This is a genomic window from Kosakonia radicincitans DSM 16656, assembly GCF_000280495.2.
GTDB lineage: Bacteria > Pseudomonadota > Gammaproteobacteria > Enterobacterales > Enterobacteriaceae > Kosakonia > Kosakonia radicincitans.
Genome location: NZ_CP018016.1, coordinates 727,091 through 744,060 on the forward strand (window position 1 = coordinate 727,091; position 16,970 = coordinate 744,060).

Sequence of the window (16,970 nt, forward strand, 5' to 3'; positions counted from 1 at the left end):
GGCGGCCGCATACGTTGAGGAATCTCGATTAATGAGCGATATGGCAGAGCGCCTTGCGCTGCATGAATTTACGGAAAACGCATACCTGAACTACTCCATGTACGTCATCATGGATCGTGCGTTGCCGTTTATCGGTGATGGCCTGAAACCGGTTCAGCGCCGCATCGTTTACGCAATGTCAGAGCTGGGGTTGAACGCCAGCGCGAAGTTTAAAAAATCCGCCCGTACGGTCGGCGATGTATTGGGTAAATACCATCCGCACGGCGATAGCGCCTGTTACGAAGCGATGGTGCTGATGGCGCAGCCGTTCTCCTACCGCTATCCGCTGGTGGATGGCCAGGGCAACTGGGGCGCGCCGGACGATCCGAAATCCTTCGCCGCCATGCGTTATACCGAATCCCGCCTGTCGAAATACGCCGAACTGCTGCTCAGTGAACTGGGCCAGGGCACCGTTGACTGGGTGCCGAACTTCGATGGTACGTTGCAGGAGCCGAAAATGCTGCCTGCACGGTTGCCGAACATCCTGCTGAACGGCACTACCGGTATTGCGGTTGGGATGGCGACAGACATTCCGCCGCACAACCTGCGTGAAGTGGCGAATGCCGCCATCGCCCTGATTGAACAGCCGAAAACCACGCTCGATCAACTGCTGGATATTGTGCAGGGGCCGGATTATCCGACTGAAGCAGAGATCATCACCTCCCGCGCTGAAATTCGTAAAATTTACCAGAACGGTCGCGGCTCGGTGCGCATGCGCGCGGTGTGGAAAAAAGAGGATGGCGCAGTAGTGATCACGGCGCTGCCGCATCAGGTTTCCGGCGCGCGCGTGCTGGAGCAGATTGCCGCCCAGATGCGCAATAAAAAGCTGCCGATGGTCGATGATCTGCGTGACGAGTCGGATCATGAAAACCCGACGCGTCTGGTGATTGTGCCGCGCTCTAATCGCGTGGATATGGAGCAGGTGATGAATCACCTGTTCGCCACCACCGATCTGGAAAAGAGCTATCGCATTAACCTGAACATGATCGGTCTGGATGGTCGCCCGGCGGTGAAAAACCTGCTGGAGATCCTTACCGAATGGCTGGCGTTCCGCCGCGATACCGTACGTCGCCGTCTGAACCATCGTCTGGAGAAAGTGCTTAAACGCCTGCATATCCTTGAAGGTTTGCTGGTGGCGTTTCTCAATATCGACGAAGTGATCGAAATTATCCGTACTGAAGATGATCCGAAACCGGCGTTGATGTCGCGTTTTGGCATCAGTGAAACGCAGGCGGAAGCGATCCTTGAGTTAAAACTGCGTCATCTCGCCAAACTGGAAGAGATGAAAATTCGCGGTGAGCAAAACGATCTGGAAAAAGAGCGCGATCAGTTGCAGGCGATCCTGGCTTCCGAGCGCAAGATGGACAATCTGCTGAAGAAAGAGCTGCAGGCTGATGCCACAGCATTTGGCGACGATCGCCGTTCGCCGCTGCATGAGCGTGAAGAAGCGAAAGCGATGAACGAGCATGACATGCAGCCGTCCGAGCCGGTTACTATCGTGCTGTCGCAAATGGGCTGGGTGCGCAGCGCCAAAGGCCATGACATCGATGCGCAGGGTCTGAGCTACAAAGCCGGAGACAGCTGGAAGGCGTCGGTAAAAGGTAAGAGCAACCAGCCCGTGGTGTTTATTGATACCACCGGGCGCAGTTACGCTATCGATCCGATTACGCTGCCGTCTGCGCGCGGCCAGGGCGAACCGTTAACCGGTAAGCTGACGCTGCCGCCGGGCGCGACGGTTGAGCATATGATCATGAGTAACGACGATCAGAAGCTGCTGATGGCTTCCGATGCTGGTTACGGCTTTGTCTGCACCTTCAACGATTTAGTGGCGCGCAACCGCGCCGGTAAAACGCTGATCAGCCTGCCGGATGGGGCGAAAGTGATGCCGCCGCTGGCGATCGACAACGATGACGATATGCTGCTGGCCATCACCACCGCAGGGCGTATGCTGATGTTCCCGGTGAGCGAGTTGCCGCAGTTGTCGAAAGGCAAAGGCAACAAGATCATTGGCATTCCGTCGGCGGATGCGGCGAAAGGTGTTGATAGTCTGGCGCATCTCTATTTGCTGCCGCCGCTCAGCACGCTGACCATCCACGTCGGCAAACGTAAAATCAAACTGCGTCCGGAAGAGTTGCAGAAAGTGCAGGGCGAGCGCGGACGCCGCGGTACGTTGATGCGCGGCTTGCAGAAAATCGACCGCGTGGAGATTGATGCACCTTCCCGTCCGACGGTAGGCGATAGCGAAGAATAATCTTCCTAAAGTGTGCGCCTCTCCTTCCTGGAGGGGCGCATGTACACGTAAAATTTCCCGTAAAAGCGTTGTTTATTCGTGCATTGCGATTAACAATACGTTGTTTTAAAGGCCGCATAACAAAAAGTCCAGACCAGGTAATGGTCATTGGTGGCACAGCCTGTTTTAGCATCATTGCAGGCATGGATATTATGCTCAAAGGTATGGGCTTCAGAGGTCGCTATGCTATTCATTTTTCGTGTAATCATCGTTGTTATTTACTCCATTCTGGTGTGCGTATTCGGGTCAATCTACTGTCTGTTCAGTCCGCGTAATCCTAAGCATGTCGCCACGTTCGGCCATATGTTTGGTCGGCTTGCGCCGGTACTTGGGCTGAAAGTAGAAACTCGCCTGCCGCCGGGCGCTGAGAAATTCGGTAACGCGATTTACATCGCCAACCACCAGAACAACTACGATATGGTTACGGCGTCCAGCATTGTGCTGCCGCCAACGGTGACGGTGGGCAAAAAGAGCCTGCTGTGGATCCCGTTTTTCGGCCAGCTTTACTGGCTGGCTGGCAACCTGCTGATCGACCGTGATAACCGTGCGAAAGCGCACGGCACCATTGCTCAGGTGGTGAAACAGATCCAGAAACGCAATATCTCTGTCTGGATGTTCCCGGAAGGCACCCGTAGCCGTGGACGCGGTCTGCTGCCGTTTAAAACCGGCGCATTTCACGCGGCGATTGCGGCGGGCGTGCCGATTATCCCGGTTTGTGTTTCTACCACCTCTAACAAAATCAACCTTAACCGCCTGCGCAACGGGCTGGCGATTGTTGAGATGCTGCCGCCTATTGATGTGGCGCAGTTTGGTAAAGATCAGGTTCGCCAGTTGGCGATGCACTGCCATGATCTGATGGCAAAGAAGATTGAAGAGCTTGATAAAGAAGTTGCCGAACGCGAAGCAGCCGGCCGGGTTTAATCTTTCGTCACAAAGCAAGTCCGGCGGCGGTATCGCTTTCGGCGTATTGAGTTAGTTTTACACGGAGCAAATATGTCACTCAGTCGGCGTCAGTTTCTTCAGGCATCAGGAGTTGCGCTTTGTGCAGGCGCGGTGCCGCTGAGGGCAAATGCTGCCGGGCAGCAACCCCCGCTGCCGGTTCCTCCTCTACTGGAATCGCGACGCGGCCAGCCGCTATTTATGACGCTGCAACGCGCGCACTGGTCATTTGCTACCGGTACCCGCGCGCAGGTTTCCGGCATTAATGGGCGTTATCTGGGGCCGACCATTCGCGTCTGGAACGGTGACGACGTTAAGCTGATTTACAGTAACCGGCTGGCGGAGAATGTCGCCATGACCGTCAGCGGTTTGCAGGTGCCAGGCCCGCTAATGGGCGGTGCCGCGCGGATGATGACGGCGAACAACGACTGGGCGCCGGTGCTGCCGATCCGCCAGAGCGCGGCGACGCTGTGGTATCACGCCAACACGCCGAACCGCAGCGCTCAACAGGTTTACAGCGGCCTTGCCGGTATGTGGCTGGTGGAAGATGAAATCAGCAAATCGCTGCCGGTGCCGAACCACTACGGCGTGGATGATTTTCCGGTCATTATTCAGGACAAAAGGCTGGATAACTTCGGTACGCCGGAGTACAGCGAGCCGGGGAGCGGCGGATTTGTCGGCGATACCCTGATGGTGAACGGCGCGCAAAGCCCGTATGTTGAAGTCTCGCGCGGGTGGGTGCGCCTGCGCTTACTGAATGCCTCCAATTCCCGCCGCTATCAGTTGCAAATGAGCGATGGCCGCGCGCTGCATGTGATTGCGGGCGATCAGGGGTTTTTACCTGCGCCCGTTTCCGTGAAACAACTGTCGCTGGCGCCCGGCGAGCGTCGCGAAGTGCTGGTGGATATGACCAACGGCGATGAAGTGTCGATCACCTGCGGTGAGGCGGCGAGTTTGATGGACAGACTGCGCGGCATTTTTGAGCCGTCCAGCATTTTAATCTCTACGCTGGTGCTGACGCTGCGTCCGACCGGGCTGCTGCCGCTGGTAACTGATACGCTGCCGATGCGTCTGCTGCCGTCCGATGTCCTGGCCGGCACGCCGACGCGCAGCCGCGATATTACGTTGGGCAGCGATCCGGGCATTAACGGTCAATTGTGGGACACGCAGCGTATTGATATCACCACACAGCAAGGGATATGGGAACGCTGGACCGTGCGCGCAGAAATGCCGCAGTCGTTCCACATTGAAGGCGTAATGTTCCTCGTGCGCAACGTGAACGGCGCGCTGCCGTTCCCGGAAGATCGGGGCTGGAAAGACACGGTGTGGATCGACGGGCAGGTTGAACTGCTGGTGTGGTTTGGTCAGCCTTCATGGCCGCACTTTCCTTTTCAGTTCCAGAGCCAGACGCTGGAAATGGCCGATCGTGGCTCGGTGGGGCAACTGCTGGTCAACCCGTCGGCGTAAATTCCACAGCCTGATAAAGCACTTATCAGGCTTATGTTTCCTGAGCTTTTTGGGCACCGGAAACAAGCGCGTAATACTCCTTCATTTCCCGCTACAATCCGGCGTATAATCGCCGGCCTTTGATTATTTTTTTACCAATTTTGGAAGCAAAATGAGCGCAATATCCCTGATCCAGCCGGATCGTGACCTTTTCTCCTGGCCCCAGTACTGGGCGGCCTGCTTCGGCCCTGCGCCTTTTTTGCCGATGATGCGCGAAGAGATGGATCAACTTGGCTGGGATAGCTGCGACATTATTCTGGTTACCGGCGATGCGTATGTCGATCACCCGAGCTTCGGCATGGCGATTTGCGGCCGTATGCTGGAAGCGCAGGGTTTCCGCGTCGGCATCATTTCGCAGCCGGACTGGAACAGCAAAGACGACTTTATGCGTCTGGGCAAACCAAACCTGTTCTTCGGCGTAACCGCCGGAAACATGGACTCGATGATCAACCGCTATACCGCCGATCGTAAGCTGCGCCACGACGATGCCTACACGGCAGATAACGTTGCCGGTAAACGTCCGGATCGCGCCACGCTGGTGTATACCCAGCGCTGCAAAGAGGCGTGGAAAGATGTGCCGGTGATCCTTGGCGGTATTGAAGCCAGCCTGCGACGTACCGCGCATTACGATTACTGGTCTGATACCGTGCGCCGCTCGGTGTTGATCGATGCCAAAGCGGACATGCTGATGTTCGGCAACGGTGAACGCCCGCTGGTTGAAGTGGCGCACCGCCTTGCCGCCGGAGAACCGATCGCGGAGATCCGCGATGTTCGTAACACGGCGATCATAGTTAAGGAAGCGTTGCCGGGCTGGAGCGGGGTGGATTCCACCCGTCTGGATACGCCGGGCAAAATCGATCCGATCCCGCATCCTTATGGTGAAGATCTGCCGTGCGCGGATAATAAACCGGTCGCACCGCAGGCACAGGAAGTGAAGCGCGTCACCGTTCAGCCGCCGCGCCCGAAACCGTGGGAGAAAACCTACGTGCTGTTGCCTTCCTACGAGAAGGTAAAAAGCGACAAGGTGCTCTACGCGCATGCGTCGCGTATTTTGCATCATGAAACTAACCCCGGTTGCGCCCGTGCGCTGTTACAAAAGCATGGCGATCGTTATATCTGGATCAACCCGCCAGCGATTCCGCTCTCCACTGAAGAGATGGACAGCGTTTTTGCACTGCCGTACCAGCGCGTGCCGCATCCGTCATACGGTAAGAGCCGTATTCCGGCGTACGAGATGATCCGCTTTTCGATCAACATCATGCGCGGCTGTTTTGGCGGTTGCTCTTTCTGTTCCATCACCGAGCATGAAGGGCGCATTATTCAGAGCCGCTCTGAAGATTCGATTATCAATGAAATCGAAGCGATCCGTGATTCGGTGCCAGGTTTTACCGGCGTGATTTCCGATCTGGGCGGCCCGACGGCCAACATGTATATGTTGCGCTGCAAATCGCCGCGCGCGGAGCAAACCTGCCGTCGTCTCTCCTGTGTTTATCCGGATATCTGTCCGCACATGGACACCAACCATCAGCCGACTATCGATCTTTATCGCCGTGCGCGTAGCCTGAAAGGTATCAAGAAGATCCTGATTGCCTCTGGTGTGCGTTACGATCTGGCGGTGGAAGATCCGCGTTATGTGAAGGAACTGGCGACGCACCACGTTGGTGGTTACCTGAAGATCGCCCCTGAGCATACCGAAGAGGGGCCGCTGTCGAAAATGATGAAGCCGGGCATGGGCAGCTACGATCGCTTTAAACAGCTGTTCGATACCTATTCGAAAGAGGCGGGTAAGGAGCAGTATCTGATCCCGTACTTTATCTCGGCGCACCCGGGCACGCGTGATGAGGATATGGTGAACCTGGCGCTGTGGCTGAAACGCCACCGTTTCCGTCTCGACCAGGTGCAGAACTTCTATCCTTCGCCGCTGGCTAACTCAACCACCATGTATTACACCGGCAAAAACCCGCTGTCGAAAATCGACTACAAGAGCGAGGAAGTGGTGGTGCCGAAAGGGGATAAACAGCGTCGTCTGCATAAAGCGCTGCTGCGTTACCACGATCCGGCGAACTGGCCGCTGCTGCGCGAAGCGCTGGAAGCGATGGGCAAAAAACATCTGATCGGTTCACGCCGTGATTGTCTGGTGCCTGCGCCGACGATGGACGAGATGTGCGAAGCACGCCGCCAGAATCGCCAGTCGCGCCCGGCACTGACCAAACACACGCCGATTGTGCACCAGCGCAGCAACGGCAAGAGCGCCGCTGCGGCACCGGCGAAAAAGCGCGCACCGCGCGTTCGTTAAGCGCAATAAAAAACCCGGCAAAAAAGCCGGGTTTTGTTTATCAATAAACCGGATAAGACATTAACCACCGAACTGATCCGGATCTGGCCCCAGCCGTTTGCCCTGTTCCAGTTTGGCGATTTCCGCCAGCTCATCTTTGTCCAGACGGAAATCCCAGACATTGAAGTTCTCGGCAATACGCGCCGGCGTGACCGATTTCGGGATCACTATCAGCCCGCTGTCGAGATGCCAGCGGATCACCACCTGCGCCGGTGTTTTGCCGTATTTATCCGCCAGATCGCGGATAATTTTCTGATCAAAAACCCCTTCGCCGCCCTGCGCCAGCGGGCTCCAGGATTCAGTCTGGATCTTGTGTGTGGCATTCCAGGCATGGAGCTGGCGCTGCTGCATCAGCGGATGCAACTCGATCTGGTTGATCACTGGCACTACGCCGGTTTCATCGATGATCTTTTGCAGATGATGAACCTGGAAGTTGCACACGCCGATGCTCTTCACCAGTCCCTGTTTTTGCAGTTCGATCATGCCCTTCCAGGCGTCCACGTAATGATCGATCGCCGGAACCGGCCAGTGCATCAGCCAGAGATCGATATAGTCGAGCTGGAGCTTTTTCAGGCTCTCCTGCAGGGCTTCTGCCGGTCGTTTCTGATCATCGTTCCACAGTTTGGTGGTGATAAAGAGTTCCTCGCGCGCCACGCCTGCACTGGCTAATGCTTTGCCAACGCCGTCTTCATTTTTGTAGGCCGTTGCGGTATCGATAGAACGATAGCCCACTTCCAGTGCTTTATGAATGGCGGTTACCACTTCCTCGTTGCTTGCTTTCCACACGCCAAGGCCGAGCTGCGGCATCAGGTTGCCATCGGAAAGCTTAATCACGGTGGGATGTGTCATGCATTTCTCCTTTCAATGGGCTTACCGGGACAAGCCCGGTAAGGTGGTTTGCCTTAAGTGTGGTCGAAAAAACCAAAAACGGAAGCCGGGCTTTTCAGTGCTTAGCGTGCCGCTTCGTAGATACGACGGCTGACATCCAGCGTAATATCGTGATGTTCGCCAAGTTGCGTCATGCCATGTTCTTCCAGTTTCGCCAGCAGCGCCGGGATGGAGCTACCGTCAAGGCCGTAGCCGGAAAGGCGCGTCGGTACGCCCATGCGTTCGAAGAAGTTGCGGGTGGCTGCGATTGCGGCATCAATGCGCTCATTTTCGGAACCTTCAGTGATATTCCATACGCGTTCTGCGTATTGCAGCAGTTTTTCGCGTTTGGTTTCACGTTTTTCATTCCACAGCGCCGGCAGCACAATCGCCAGTGTCTGCGCGTGATCCAGCCCGTGCATTGCAGTCAGTTCATGGCCCAGCATATGGGTTGCCCAGTCCTGCGGGACGCCCGCGCCAATCAGACCGTTCAGCGCCTGTGTCGCTGCCCACATCACGTTGGCACGAACATCGTAGTTTTCCGGTTCCTGCAATGCTTTCGGGCCTTCTTCGATAAGCGTCAGCAGAATACCTTCGGCAAAGCGATCCTGAATTTTGCCGTTCACCGGATAAGTGACGTACTGCTCAACGGTGTGCACGAACGCATCGACCACACCATTCGCCACCTGGCGCGGCGGCAGAGTGTAGGTGTAAACCGGATCCAGCACGGCAAACACCGGCTGGACGAACGCCGAGTGGAATGCCTGCTTGTCACCCGTGGCTTTGCGTGAAACCACGGCACCGGCATTGGATTCAGAGCCGGTAGCGGGCAGTGTCAGCACGGAACCCATCGGAATGGCGCTTTTGATTTCTCTGCCGCCGGTTTGCAGGATGTGCCACGGATCAACGCCATCAGCATAGTTTGCCGCAGCGGCGATAAATTTGGTGCCGTCCAGCACAGAGCCCCCGCCCACGGCCAGCAGGAAGGTAACGTTTTCTTCGCGGACAATTTTTACGGCTTTCATCAGGGTTTCGTACGTCGGGTTTGGTTCGATACCGCTGAATTCAAGAATGTCCAGCCCTTCCAGTGCGCTGTAAACCTGATCCAGTACGCCGTTTTTCTTCACGCTGCCGCCACCATAAGTGATCAGCACGCGCGCGCCAGTTGGGATTTGCCCACGCAGGTCGGCAATCGCGCCTTTACCAAACAGAATGCGGGTCGGGGTATGCAGATTGAAGTTGTTCATTGCTCGTTCCCTTCTAACTAGAGGTGAAAGAAAAAGGAGGCAGCGGACTGCCTGATGACGGTTATTGTGGGCGTGCGCGTCCACTCTCTCAATGCACATTCCTGCCGATGTCTTGCCTGTTTCTCCATGCGGCTGGAGAAAAAGCACAAAACTCTGCACACTGTGTTCGTCAAAATGTCTTGCCGGAGTAGCGAAAAATGAAGCGTGAAGAGATTTGCCTGCAACTGACAGAAAAAATTAAACGACTGAAAATTAATGAAAACCGTCTGGCTGAGTTATTGCCGGATATTCGCCTGCTGTATGGTACGCAGCCGGGAACCCGTACGCCGGTGATGTACCAGCCAGGGATCGTTTTTCTCTTTTCCGGCCATAAAATTGGTTATATCAATGAAAGGGTGTTCCGTTATGACACCAATGAATATTTGCTGCTGACGGTTCCGCTGCCGTTTGAGTGCGAAACCTTCGCTACGCCGGAGGTGCCGTTGGCGGGGCTGCGCCTAAATGTCGATATCCTGCAATTGCAGGAGCTGCTGATGGATATTGGTGAAGACGAATATTTCCACCCTGGCGCTGCGGCCAGCGGTATCAACTCAGCGGTGCTGTCGGAAGAGATCCTCTGCGCGGCAGAACGTTTGCTGGATGTGATGGAGCATCCGCTGGATGCCCGTATTCTCGGTAAGCAGATTATCCGCGAAATGCTGTACCACGTGCTGACCGGGCCGCGCGGCGAAGCGCTGCTGGCGTTGGTCAGCCGTCAAACGCATTTCAGCCTGATCAGCCGCGTGCTGAAACGTATTGAAAGCCAGTACACGGAAAACCTGAGCGTGGATCAGCTGGCGGCGGAAGCCAATATGAGCGTCTCGGCGTTTCACCACAACTTTAAGTCAGTTACCAGCACGTCGCCGTTGCAGTATTTGAAAACATTTCGCCTGCACAAAGCGCGGATGCTGATGGTGCATGACGGCATGAAAGCCAGCGCGGCGGCAATACGCGTAGGGTATGAAAGCCCGTCGCAATTCAGCCGCGAATTTAAGCGGTATTTCGGCCTGACGCCGGGTGAAGATGTGGCAAGGATCCGCCTGATACAGGGCGCGTAATTTACCCTCTCCCAAAGCGGAGAGGGGAGAATCAGGCGTTGCAATACTTTTTCTTCAGCACCACGGTGACCGCGCCGACAAGGCCAATCACCAGCAGGAACAGCGGCAGCAGCATCAGGAAGGTCATCACCTGGTCTTCATGACGTTTGACGAAAGGGATCATGCTGATGGCATAGCCCAGCGACATCACCACGCCAACCCACAGCAGCGCGCTCAGCCAGTTAAACAGCTGGAAGCGGCGGTTCGACAGGCCGGAAATACCCGCCATGGTAGGCAGCAGCGTGCGCACAAACGCAAGAAAGCGACCGGCCAGCAGCGCCAGCAGACCATGACGGTCAAACATATAAGTCGCCCGTTCGTGATATTTCACTGGCAGATGCGATAGCCAGCTCTTTACCACCCGCGTATTGCCGAGCCATTTCCCTTGCAGATAACTCAGCCAGCAGCCGAGGCTGGCAGCGGTGGTGAGGATCGCGAGGGTGGAGATGAAGTCCATGCAGCCGCGCGCAACCAGTGCGCCCGCGAGCAGTAAAAGGCTGTCGCCCGGTAAAAATGAGGCAGGAAGCAAGCCGTTTTCTAAAAACAACGTAGCAAACATAACCAGATAAACGACACCGACAACATGTGGATTTGCCAGCGCAGCAAAGTCGTGATGCCAGAGCGCAGCAATAATATCTTGAATAACAGCCATGGACTTTCCTGTGGTACTGCGTAGAGGAGGCTATTGTACTCCAACTCGCCTGAAACACCTTGATCCGGGGCGCAAGAAATAAGAAATTTCCCGCCTTGCTGCCCCGGTCGCCAGGTTTACACGATGCGCTGGAAGCCTGCCACTAAATCTTCAATCAGATCATCAACATTCTCTAAACCGATATGCAGACGGATTAATGTTCCGCTGAAATCGACGCCGCCATCCGGGCGAATCGCCGCGAGCTGTTCTGGCTGGTTCGCCAGAATCAGGGATTCATAGCCGCCCCATGAATAGGCCATGCTGAACAGTTTGAAGTGGTCGAGATATTGCGATAACTCTTCATTACTCAGTCGTTTATTAAGCACGAACGAGAACAGACCGCTGCTGCCGGTGAAGTCGCGTTTCCAGTATTCATGGCCTTTACTGCCAGGCAGTGCGGGATGGTTAACGCGCGCCACTTGCGGATGCGTTGCCAGCCATTCGGCAATCTTCAGGCTGCTTTCATGATGCTGACGCAAACGGACGCCCAGCGTACGCAGACCCCGGCTGGTCATATAGGCGGTGTCGGCATCGACCATTTGTCCCATCAGGTAGGCATTTTCGCGCAGCTGTTCCCAACAACGTGCATTGGATACCGCCGTACCGATCATGCCGTCGGAGTGGCCAATCAGATATTTAGTGGCGGCCTGAATGGAGATATCAATGTCGAATTCCAGCGCCTTAAACAGGATCCCCGCCGCCCAGGTGTTATCGATCATGATGATCGCCTCTGGCGCGACGCTTCTTACCGCCTGAACGATGGCCGGAACGTCGTGGACTTCCATGGTGATTGAACCGGGAGATTCGAGAAATACCACTTTGGTGTTGGGCTGGATCAGCTTGACGATACTGGCGCCGATCAGCGGGTCAAACCAACTGGTAGTGACGCCTAGTTTGGCGAGAATTTTGGTGCAGAAATCCTGGCTTGGCTCGTAGGCCGTGTTGGTCATCAACACATGATCGCCCTGTTCGACAAACGCCAGAATGGTATTGGCCACCGCTGCCGCTCCGCAGGGGAAGAGCGCACAGCCCGCACCGCCTTCAAGTTCGCACATCGCTTCCTGTAATGAGAAGTGCGTCAGTGTACCGCGACGGCCGTAAAACAATTCACCATTGGCGCGATTGCGCGTGGCATGTTTTTTGGCTTCAACCGTGTCGAATACCAGTGAAGACGCGCGCTGGATAACGCTGTTCACCGAACCCTGCGTGTATTTTTTACTGCGCCCTGCGTTTACCAGAGCGGTATCTATATGCTTCGCCGTCATTGTTGCTCAACCTGTTTTTATACGTCTGGATGTCCAGACTACCATGATTGCGCATTGATGCATCGCCATGTTGGCGGCTGAGCGTTAATTTTTTCGCATTCCGTGCCTTGCGCGGCGGTTTGCTGTGTTAGCGCAAAGAAACAGGCTTCTCTTTACGGCACTATGTAAATACTAATGAGAACCACTATCAATTCGGTGGCATTTTGATATTATTACGCGCAGATTTTGTGATTTGCGTCTCGGAGATACACAGTGGGTAATAATTTGATGCAGACGGATCTATCCGTGTGGGGTATGTATCACCATGCCGACATCGTCGTAAAAATTGTGATGATCGGCCTGATTCTCGCGTCAGTCGTTACATGGGCGCTGTTCTTCAGTAAAAGCGCGGAGATGATCTCGCAGAAGCGCCGCCTTAAGCGCGAGCAGCAGAAACTGGCTGAAGCGCGTTCTTTGGATCAGGCCAGCGAAATTGCCTCCTCTTTCCACGCCAGAAGTCTGAGCCTGTCATTAATTAATGAAGCCCAGAATGAACTGGAGTTATCCGCAGGCAGCGAAGACAACGAAGGCATTAAAGAGCGTACCGGTTTCCGCCTCGAACGCCGTGTTGCGGCGACAGGCCGCCATATGGGGCGCGGCAACGGCTATCTCGCGACGATTGGCGCGATTTCACCGTTTATTGGCCTGTTTGGTACGGTCTGGGGCATCATGAACAGCTTTATTGGTATTGCGCAGACGCAGACCACTAACCTTGCTGTTGTGGCACCCGGTATCGCAGAAGCGCTGCTGGCAACGGCTATCGGCCTGGTAGCGGCAATTCCGGCGGTGGTAATTTATAACGTCTTTGCCCGCATGATTGGCAATTACAAAGCTATGCTTGGCGATGTTGCTGCACAGGTTCTGCTGCTGCAAAGCCGCGATCTTGACCTGGCGGCCAGCAATGCGCAGCCGGTTCGCGCCGCGTCGAAATTACGTGTAGGTTGATTCTCCATGGCAATGCGTCTTAATGAAAACCTGGATGATAACGGCGAAATGCATGAAATTAACGTGACGCCGTTTATCGACGTTATGTTGGTGCTGCTGATTATCTTTATGGTGGCCGCGCCGCTTGCCACCGTTGATGTAAAAGTGAATCTTCCGGCCTCTACCAGCCAGCCGCAGCCGCGTCCGGAAAAACCGGTCTACCTGTCGGTGAAAGCGGATAACACCATGTTCATCGGCAACGATCCGGTAACCGACGAGACGATGGTTAACCAGCTCAATGCTGTGACGGAAGGTAAAAAGGACACCACGATCTTCTTCCGTGCGGATAAAACCGTGGATTACGAGACGATGATGAAAGTGATGGATACCCTGCATCAGGCGGGCTATCTCAAAATCGGTCTGGTGGGCGAAGAGACGGTTAAAGCACACTAAACGCGGTGCTGATAAGCGAGAAAAGCTGGCAAAGGCCAGCTTTTTTTATATCGGATATATGAAGGAATAAAAAAAGCGACACGCTTATTTTAATTTTGTGCCTGCGGTTTTTTCTTGCTTCTCCGGCGCGGTTTTTTGGTTGCCTGATTCTGGCGCGACGGTGGTGACCGTCGTCGTATGGTATTCGCCGTCGCTGAGTTTGCGGCTCAGGCGCAGCGTCGCGGTTTCCCGCGCCAGTAAATGCTGGTAGTTAGCCTCCAGCCGCCCCATGATTTTGTCGCGCAGTTCCGGCTTTAGCTCGATGATGGCATTGATCACCGCGCCGTAAATTTCCTCTTTCACCTGTAACGGGTAGATTTCACGGCGGTTCTGCCATTTCAGGCGCACAAGCGCCGCAGGAATGGAAACCAGCTCATGGGCAATACGGGCAATGGTTTCATTTTTACTGAGTATCAGCGCCTCTTTATTGTGCTCTAAGATAAATTCATCGCTATTTTTGTCATTTAAAGTTAAATAAACATTATTATCGACATCGCTCACGTTATTCATCCCCAAGCTTATAAAATAGTGGCCCGTCCTTTTCGCGAGTAATCAGGTTAAGCCAAATCTCATTCCCGTTTTCATTAATTTGCTGCGTTTTTTCGGTAATTATTTGGCTTAATGCCTGGGGTTCAATCTCGCCCTCTTCCTGTAAGTCATTAAGCAGACGAGCGAATGTCTCGATTTTTACTACCCGCAGCAGACGCTCTTTTATATGGCGATCACGCTCTTCAAGTAACATATTTCTTGACTGCCCACCGCGGCTGGCATTAGCTAATATATCGTTGGCATGATCGTCGAGGGTTGTTTTCCCCTGAGCTAAATTAGCTTCTGTTCCTTCTTCTCCAGGGCTGGTTTCAGCAGTAGAAATATGAAATCGTGCCGGGACAAGATTCTCGGGAAGCATTTCTAATGTCCTTTAATATCAACAAGGAAGAGGGAGTGCGGGCGTGAGGTTCGTTGACAATATCACGGCGCACTTTTAAAATCAAAAAAAAGGAGCCTGCTCATGAACAGTATTTTTTATTCTGTTATTGCTATATTGCTGCTGACGGGCGGCGTACTTTTATTGATGCGTGAGTACAATAAAAAAACTCCCCTTAGTGAAATTGACAATCGCCCTCCGCAGTATCAGCCATTGTCGAAAGAGGAGGGCGAAGATCATTTCTCGGTATTAATGAACGCGATTACTCCGGTATGGTACTGGCGCGTCAACCATGAATATATTGATTTTCTTCATGCGACAATTAAACGTATGAACATGGCGGAATTAAATAGTACGCCGGGTTTATTTGAAGCACAGCGTCGCTGTAGCGATCTCAATTCAGCGGTGTATAAGTATTACGACAATATAAAAAAACGCTGTATCAACGGTGAAAAAGTCTCGCAGTCCGATCTGGATGTCCTCAATCTGCGCCAGTGTTTTCGCGAGTTCAGTATGGAAGCTTATCCGGCGCTGGTGGTGCTGGTCTGGCCTGAGAATCAGCGGCCATGGGTGAACCCGGAGGATGTGTAACCCCGCCAGGCCGGGTGTTGCAAATTGTTTGCCATCCTGAGATATACTGGGCGTCGGTTTCGCTATCTGACAGGACACTAACGCCACATGGAACGCTTTCTGGAAAACGCAATGTACGCCTCGCGCTGGTTGCTCGCCCCGGTCTACTTTGGCCTTTCCCTCGCTTTACTTGCGCTGACGCTGAAATTCTTTCAGGAGATTATTCACGTCCTGCCTAATGTCTTCAACCTGGCGGAAGCCGATCTGATCCTGACGCTGCTGTCGCTGGTGGATATGACGCTGGTGGGTGGGTTGCTGGTGATGGTGATGTTTTCCGGCTATGAGAATTTCGTGTCGCAACTGGATATTGCCGAGCACAAAGAGAAGCTGAACTGGCTCGGCAAAATGGACGCGACTTCGCTTAAGAATAAAGTGGCGGCTTCCATTGTAGCGATCTCTTCGATTCATCTGCTGCGTGTGTTTATGGACGCGAAAAACGTCCCGGACAATAAACTGATGTGGTACGTGATAATTCATCTGACGTTTGTTTTGTCTGCTTTCGTCATGGGATATCTGGATCGCCTGACGCGCCATAATCACTGATAAAAACCGCAAGAGAGTTGAAAGCCGGGCAAGCAGCGCTACCCGGCTTTTTTGTTACTTATCTGACGATGCCTGCCACAGATTCAACTCGCCGTCGGCAACATGTTGATCGATTTGCGCCAGTTCCTCTTCACTGAACGTCAGGTTATTCAGCGCCAGTACGTTCTCTTCAATCTGCTCCGGACGGCTTGCGCCAATCAGCACGGAGGTAACGCGCTGATCTTTCAATAACCAGCTCAACGCCATTTGCGCCATCGACTGCCCACGATGTTGCGCCATCTCATTGAGTAACCGCAGGCTGTTGAGGTTGCTCTCTGTCAGCATTTTCTCCGTCAAACCGCGCACTTTCTTGCCTTCACGCTGCATACGGGAACCTTCCGGAATGCCGTTCAGGTATTTGCCGGTCAACAGCCCCTGCGCCAGCGGGGTAAACGCGATACATCCCACGCCATTATCTTCCAGCGTATCGAGCAGGCCGGTTTTGTCGACCCAGCGGTTCAGCAGGTTGTACGAAGGCTGATGGATAAGTAGCGGGATCTTCCACTCGCGCAGCAACGCTGCCATCTGTTGCGTACGTTCAGTGGAGTAAGAAGAGATGCCGACGTACAGCGCTTTACCGCTTTGCACCGCCTGGGCGAGCGCTGCTGCGGTCTCTTCCATCGGCGTTTTTTCATCTACGCGGTGCGAATAAAAAATATCCACGTATTCAACGCCCATGCGTTTCAGGCTCTGATCGAGGCTGGCCAGCAGGTATTTACGTGAGCCGCCGGAACCATACGGGCCAGGCCACATATCGTAGCCAGCCTTGGTGGAGATAATGATTTCGTCGCGATAAGCGGCAAAGTCATCGCGCAGCAGGCGACCAAAATTCTCTTCCGCACTGCCCGCCGGCGGCCCGTAGTTGTTGGCTAAATCAAAGTGGGTAATGCCAAGGTCAAACGCTTTACGCAGCAGGGCGCGTTGCGAGTCCCGCGCCTGCCCATAACCAAAACTGTGCCACAAACCGAGGGAAAGCGCGGGTAGTTGCAGGCCGCTTTTACCGCAGTATCGATACTGCATCTGTTCGTAGCGATTCGGATTGGCGAAACCGGGCATGATGTCT

Annotated in this window: 15 protein-coding genes and 1 pseudogene; 9 read left to right on the plus strand and 7 right to left on the minus strand. The window is 54.3% G+C overall.

All coding sequences use genetic code 11. The annotated features are described in order from the left end of the window. Positions 1 to 31 precede the first annotated feature (31 nt). The 4 genes and pseudogenes from parC to Y71_RS03690 all read left to right on the plus strand — a co-directional run bounded on the left by parC (position 32) and on the right by Y71_RS03690 (position 7,070). Positions 32 to 2,290 carry a DNA topoisomerase IV subunit A gene (gene parC, locus Y71_RS03675; RefSeq protein WP_007370120.1) on the plus strand — a complete coding sequence of 753 codons (2,259 nt, stop codon included), beginning with the start codon at positions 32 to 34 and terminating at the stop codon, positions 2,288 to 2,290. A gap of 222 nt (positions 2,291 to 2,512) precedes the next feature. After that, the gene (locus Y71_RS03680) at positions 2,513 to 3,250 is read left to right on the plus strand and encodes a 1-acylglycerol-3-phosphate O-acyltransferase (protein ID WP_035889663.1); all 738 of its coding nucleotides are present in this window, start codon (positions 2,513 to 2,515) and stop codon (positions 3,248 to 3,250) included. 72 nt (positions 3,251 to 3,322) lie between these two features. After that, entirely contained in the window at positions 3,323 to 4,735 is a 1,413-nt protein-coding gene (ftsP, locus tag Y71_RS03685) for a cell division protein FtsP (protein ID WP_007370122.1), read from the plus strand. 83 nt (positions 4,736 to 4,818) lie between these two features. After that, positions 4,819 to 7,070, plus strand: a pseudogene (locus Y71_RS03690) (YgiQ family radical SAM protein). Between the two features lie 60 nt (positions 7,071 to 7,130). Here the strand turns inward: Y71_RS03690 and dkgA are convergent. Both dkgA and yqhD read right to left on the minus strand, forming a co-directional pair. Further along, positions 7,131 to 7,958: a 2,5-didehydrogluconate reductase DkgA gene (gene dkgA / locus Y71_RS03695; protein WP_007370124.1), complete on the minus strand. Its 828-nt coding sequence runs from the start codon at positions 7,956 to 7,958 to the stop codon at positions 7,131 to 7,133. A gap of 101 nt (positions 7,959 to 8,059) precedes the next feature. Further along, on the minus strand, positions 8,060 to 9,223 hold the full coding sequence (gene yqhD, locus Y71_RS03700) for an alcohol dehydrogenase (RefSeq protein WP_007370125.1): 1,164 nt from the start codon (positions 9,221 to 9,223) through the stop codon (positions 8,060 to 8,062). Positions 9,224 to 9,420: 197 nt separating this feature from the next. Between yqhD and Y71_RS03705 the strand changes: the two genes are divergently transcribed. Continuing rightward, positions 9,421 to 10,320 (plus strand): AraC family transcriptional regulator, encoded by a 900-nt coding sequence (locus Y71_RS03705; protein WP_007370127.1) that lies wholly within the window; start codon positions 9,421 to 9,423, stop codon positions 10,318 to 10,320. Between the two features lie 31 nt (positions 10,321 to 10,351). Here Y71_RS03705 and Y71_RS03710 read toward each other — a convergent pair whose 3' ends face one another. Further along, positions 10,352 to 11,011: a DedA family protein gene (locus Y71_RS03710; protein ID WP_007370128.1), complete on the minus strand. Its 660-nt coding sequence runs from the start codon at positions 11,009 to 11,011 to the stop codon at positions 10,352 to 10,354. Positions 11,012 to 11,127: 116 nt separating this feature from the next. Then, positions 11,128 to 12,315 (minus strand): cystathionine beta-lyase, encoded by a 1,188-nt coding sequence (metC, locus tag Y71_RS03715; protein ID WP_007370129.1) that lies wholly within the window; start codon positions 12,313 to 12,315, stop codon positions 11,128 to 11,130. A 252-nt stretch (positions 12,316 to 12,567) separates the two neighbouring features. Between metC and exbB the strand changes: the two genes are divergently transcribed. Together exbB and exbD are read left to right on the plus strand one after the other, a co-directional pair. Continuing rightward, positions 12,568 to 13,299, plus strand: a complete 732-nt coding sequence (exbB, locus tag Y71_RS03725) for a tol-pal system-associated acyl-CoA thioesterase (protein ID WP_035889656.1) — start codon at positions 12,568 to 12,570, stop codon at positions 13,297 to 13,299. 6 nt (positions 13,300 to 13,305) lie between these two features. Further along, positions 13,306 to 13,731, plus strand: a complete 426-nt coding sequence (gene exbD / locus Y71_RS03730; protein ID WP_007370131.1) for a TonB system transport protein ExbD — start codon at positions 13,306 to 13,308, stop codon at positions 13,729 to 13,731. 84 nt (positions 13,732 to 13,815) lie between these two features. Here the strand turns inward: exbD and Y71_RS03735 are convergent, their stop codons facing one another. Both Y71_RS03735 and Y71_RS03740 read right to left on the minus strand, forming a co-directional pair. Then, positions 13,816 to 14,280: a hypothetical protein gene (locus tag Y71_RS03735; protein WP_035889654.1), complete on the minus strand. Its 465-nt coding sequence runs from the start codon at positions 14,278 to 14,280 to the stop codon at positions 13,816 to 13,818. Beyond that, positions 14,273 to 14,677: a hypothetical protein gene (locus Y71_RS03740; RefSeq protein ID WP_007370133.1), complete on the minus strand. Its 405-nt coding sequence runs from the start codon at positions 14,675 to 14,677 to the stop codon at positions 14,273 to 14,275. The genes Y71_RS03735 and Y71_RS03740 overlap by 8 nt, the downstream gene beginning before the upstream one ends. 102 nt (positions 14,678 to 14,779) lie before the next feature. On the opposite strand from Y71_RS03740, the gene Y71_RS03745 reads away from it, so the two are divergent. Further along, on the plus strand, positions 14,780 to 15,286 hold the full coding sequence (locus tag Y71_RS03745) for an ESA_00282 family adhesion-associated protein (protein WP_007370134.1): 507 nt from the start codon (positions 14,780 to 14,782) through the stop codon (positions 15,284 to 15,286). Between the two features lie 87 nt (positions 15,287 to 15,373). After that, positions 15,374 to 15,868, plus strand: coding sequence for a TIGR00645 family protein (locus tag Y71_RS03750; protein ID WP_007370135.1), 495 nt, complete (start codon positions 15,374 to 15,376; stop codon positions 15,866 to 15,868). A gap of 54 nt (positions 15,869 to 15,922) precedes the next feature. On the opposite strand, the gene Y71_RS03755 is transcribed toward Y71_RS03750, so the two are convergent. Beyond that, on the minus strand, positions 15,923 to 16,963 hold the full coding sequence (locus Y71_RS03755) for an aldo/keto reductase (protein ID WP_007370136.1): 1,041 nt from the start codon (positions 16,961 to 16,963) through the stop codon (positions 15,923 to 15,925). Between the last annotated feature and the right edge of the window lie 7 nt (positions 16,964 to 16,970).

Bases quoted from the DNA above. Each gene is read 5' to 3' on its own strand.
- parC (WP_007370120.1), top strand. From the start codon at position 32: ATGAGCGATATGGCAGAGCGCCTTGCGCTGCATGAATTTACGGAAAAC.
- Y71_RS03680 (WP_035889663.1), top strand. From the start codon at position 2,513: ATGCTATTCATTTTTCGTGTAATCATCGTTGTTATTTACTCCATTCTG.
- ftsP (WP_007370122.1), top strand. From the start codon at position 3,323: ATGTCACTCAGTCGGCGTCAGTTTCTTCAGGCATCAGGAGTTGCGCTT.
- dkgA (WP_007370124.1), bottom strand. From the start codon at position 7,958: ATGACACATCCCACCGTGATTAAGCTTTCCGATGGCAACCTGATGCCG.
- yqhD (WP_007370125.1), bottom strand. From the start codon at position 9,223: ATGAACAACTTCAATCTGCATACCCCGACCCGCATTCTGTTTGGTAAA.
- Y71_RS03705 (WP_007370127.1), top strand. From the start codon at position 9,421: ATGAAGCGTGAAGAGATTTGCCTGCAACTGACAGAAAAAATTAAACGA.
- Y71_RS03710 (WP_007370128.1), bottom strand. From the start codon at position 11,011: ATGGCTGTTATTCAAGATATTATTGCTGCGCTCTGGCATCACGACTTT.
- metC (WP_007370129.1), bottom strand. From the start codon at position 12,315: ATGACGGCGAAGCATATAGATACCGCTCTGGTAAACGCAGGGCGCAGT.
- exbD (WP_007370131.1), top strand. From the start codon at position 13,306: ATGGCAATGCGTCTTAATGAAAACCTGGATGATAACGGCGAAATGCAT.
- Y71_RS03735 (WP_035889654.1), bottom strand. From the start codon at position 14,280: ATGAATAACGTGAGCGATGTCGATAATAATGTTTATTTAACTTTAAAT.
- Y71_RS03740 (WP_007370133.1), bottom strand. From the start codon at position 14,677: ATGCTTCCCGAGAATCTTGTCCCGGCACGATTTCATATTTCTACTGCT.
- Y71_RS03745 (WP_007370134.1), top strand. From the start codon at position 14,780: ATGAACAGTATTTTTTATTCTGTTATTGCTATATTGCTGCTGACGGGC.
- Y71_RS03750 (WP_007370135.1), top strand. From the start codon at position 15,374: ATGGAACGCTTTCTGGAAAACGCAATGTACGCCTCGCGCTGGTTGCTC.
- Y71_RS03755 (WP_007370136.1), bottom strand. From the start codon at position 16,963: ATGCCCGGTTTCGCCAATCCGAATCGCTACGAACAGATGCAGTATCGA.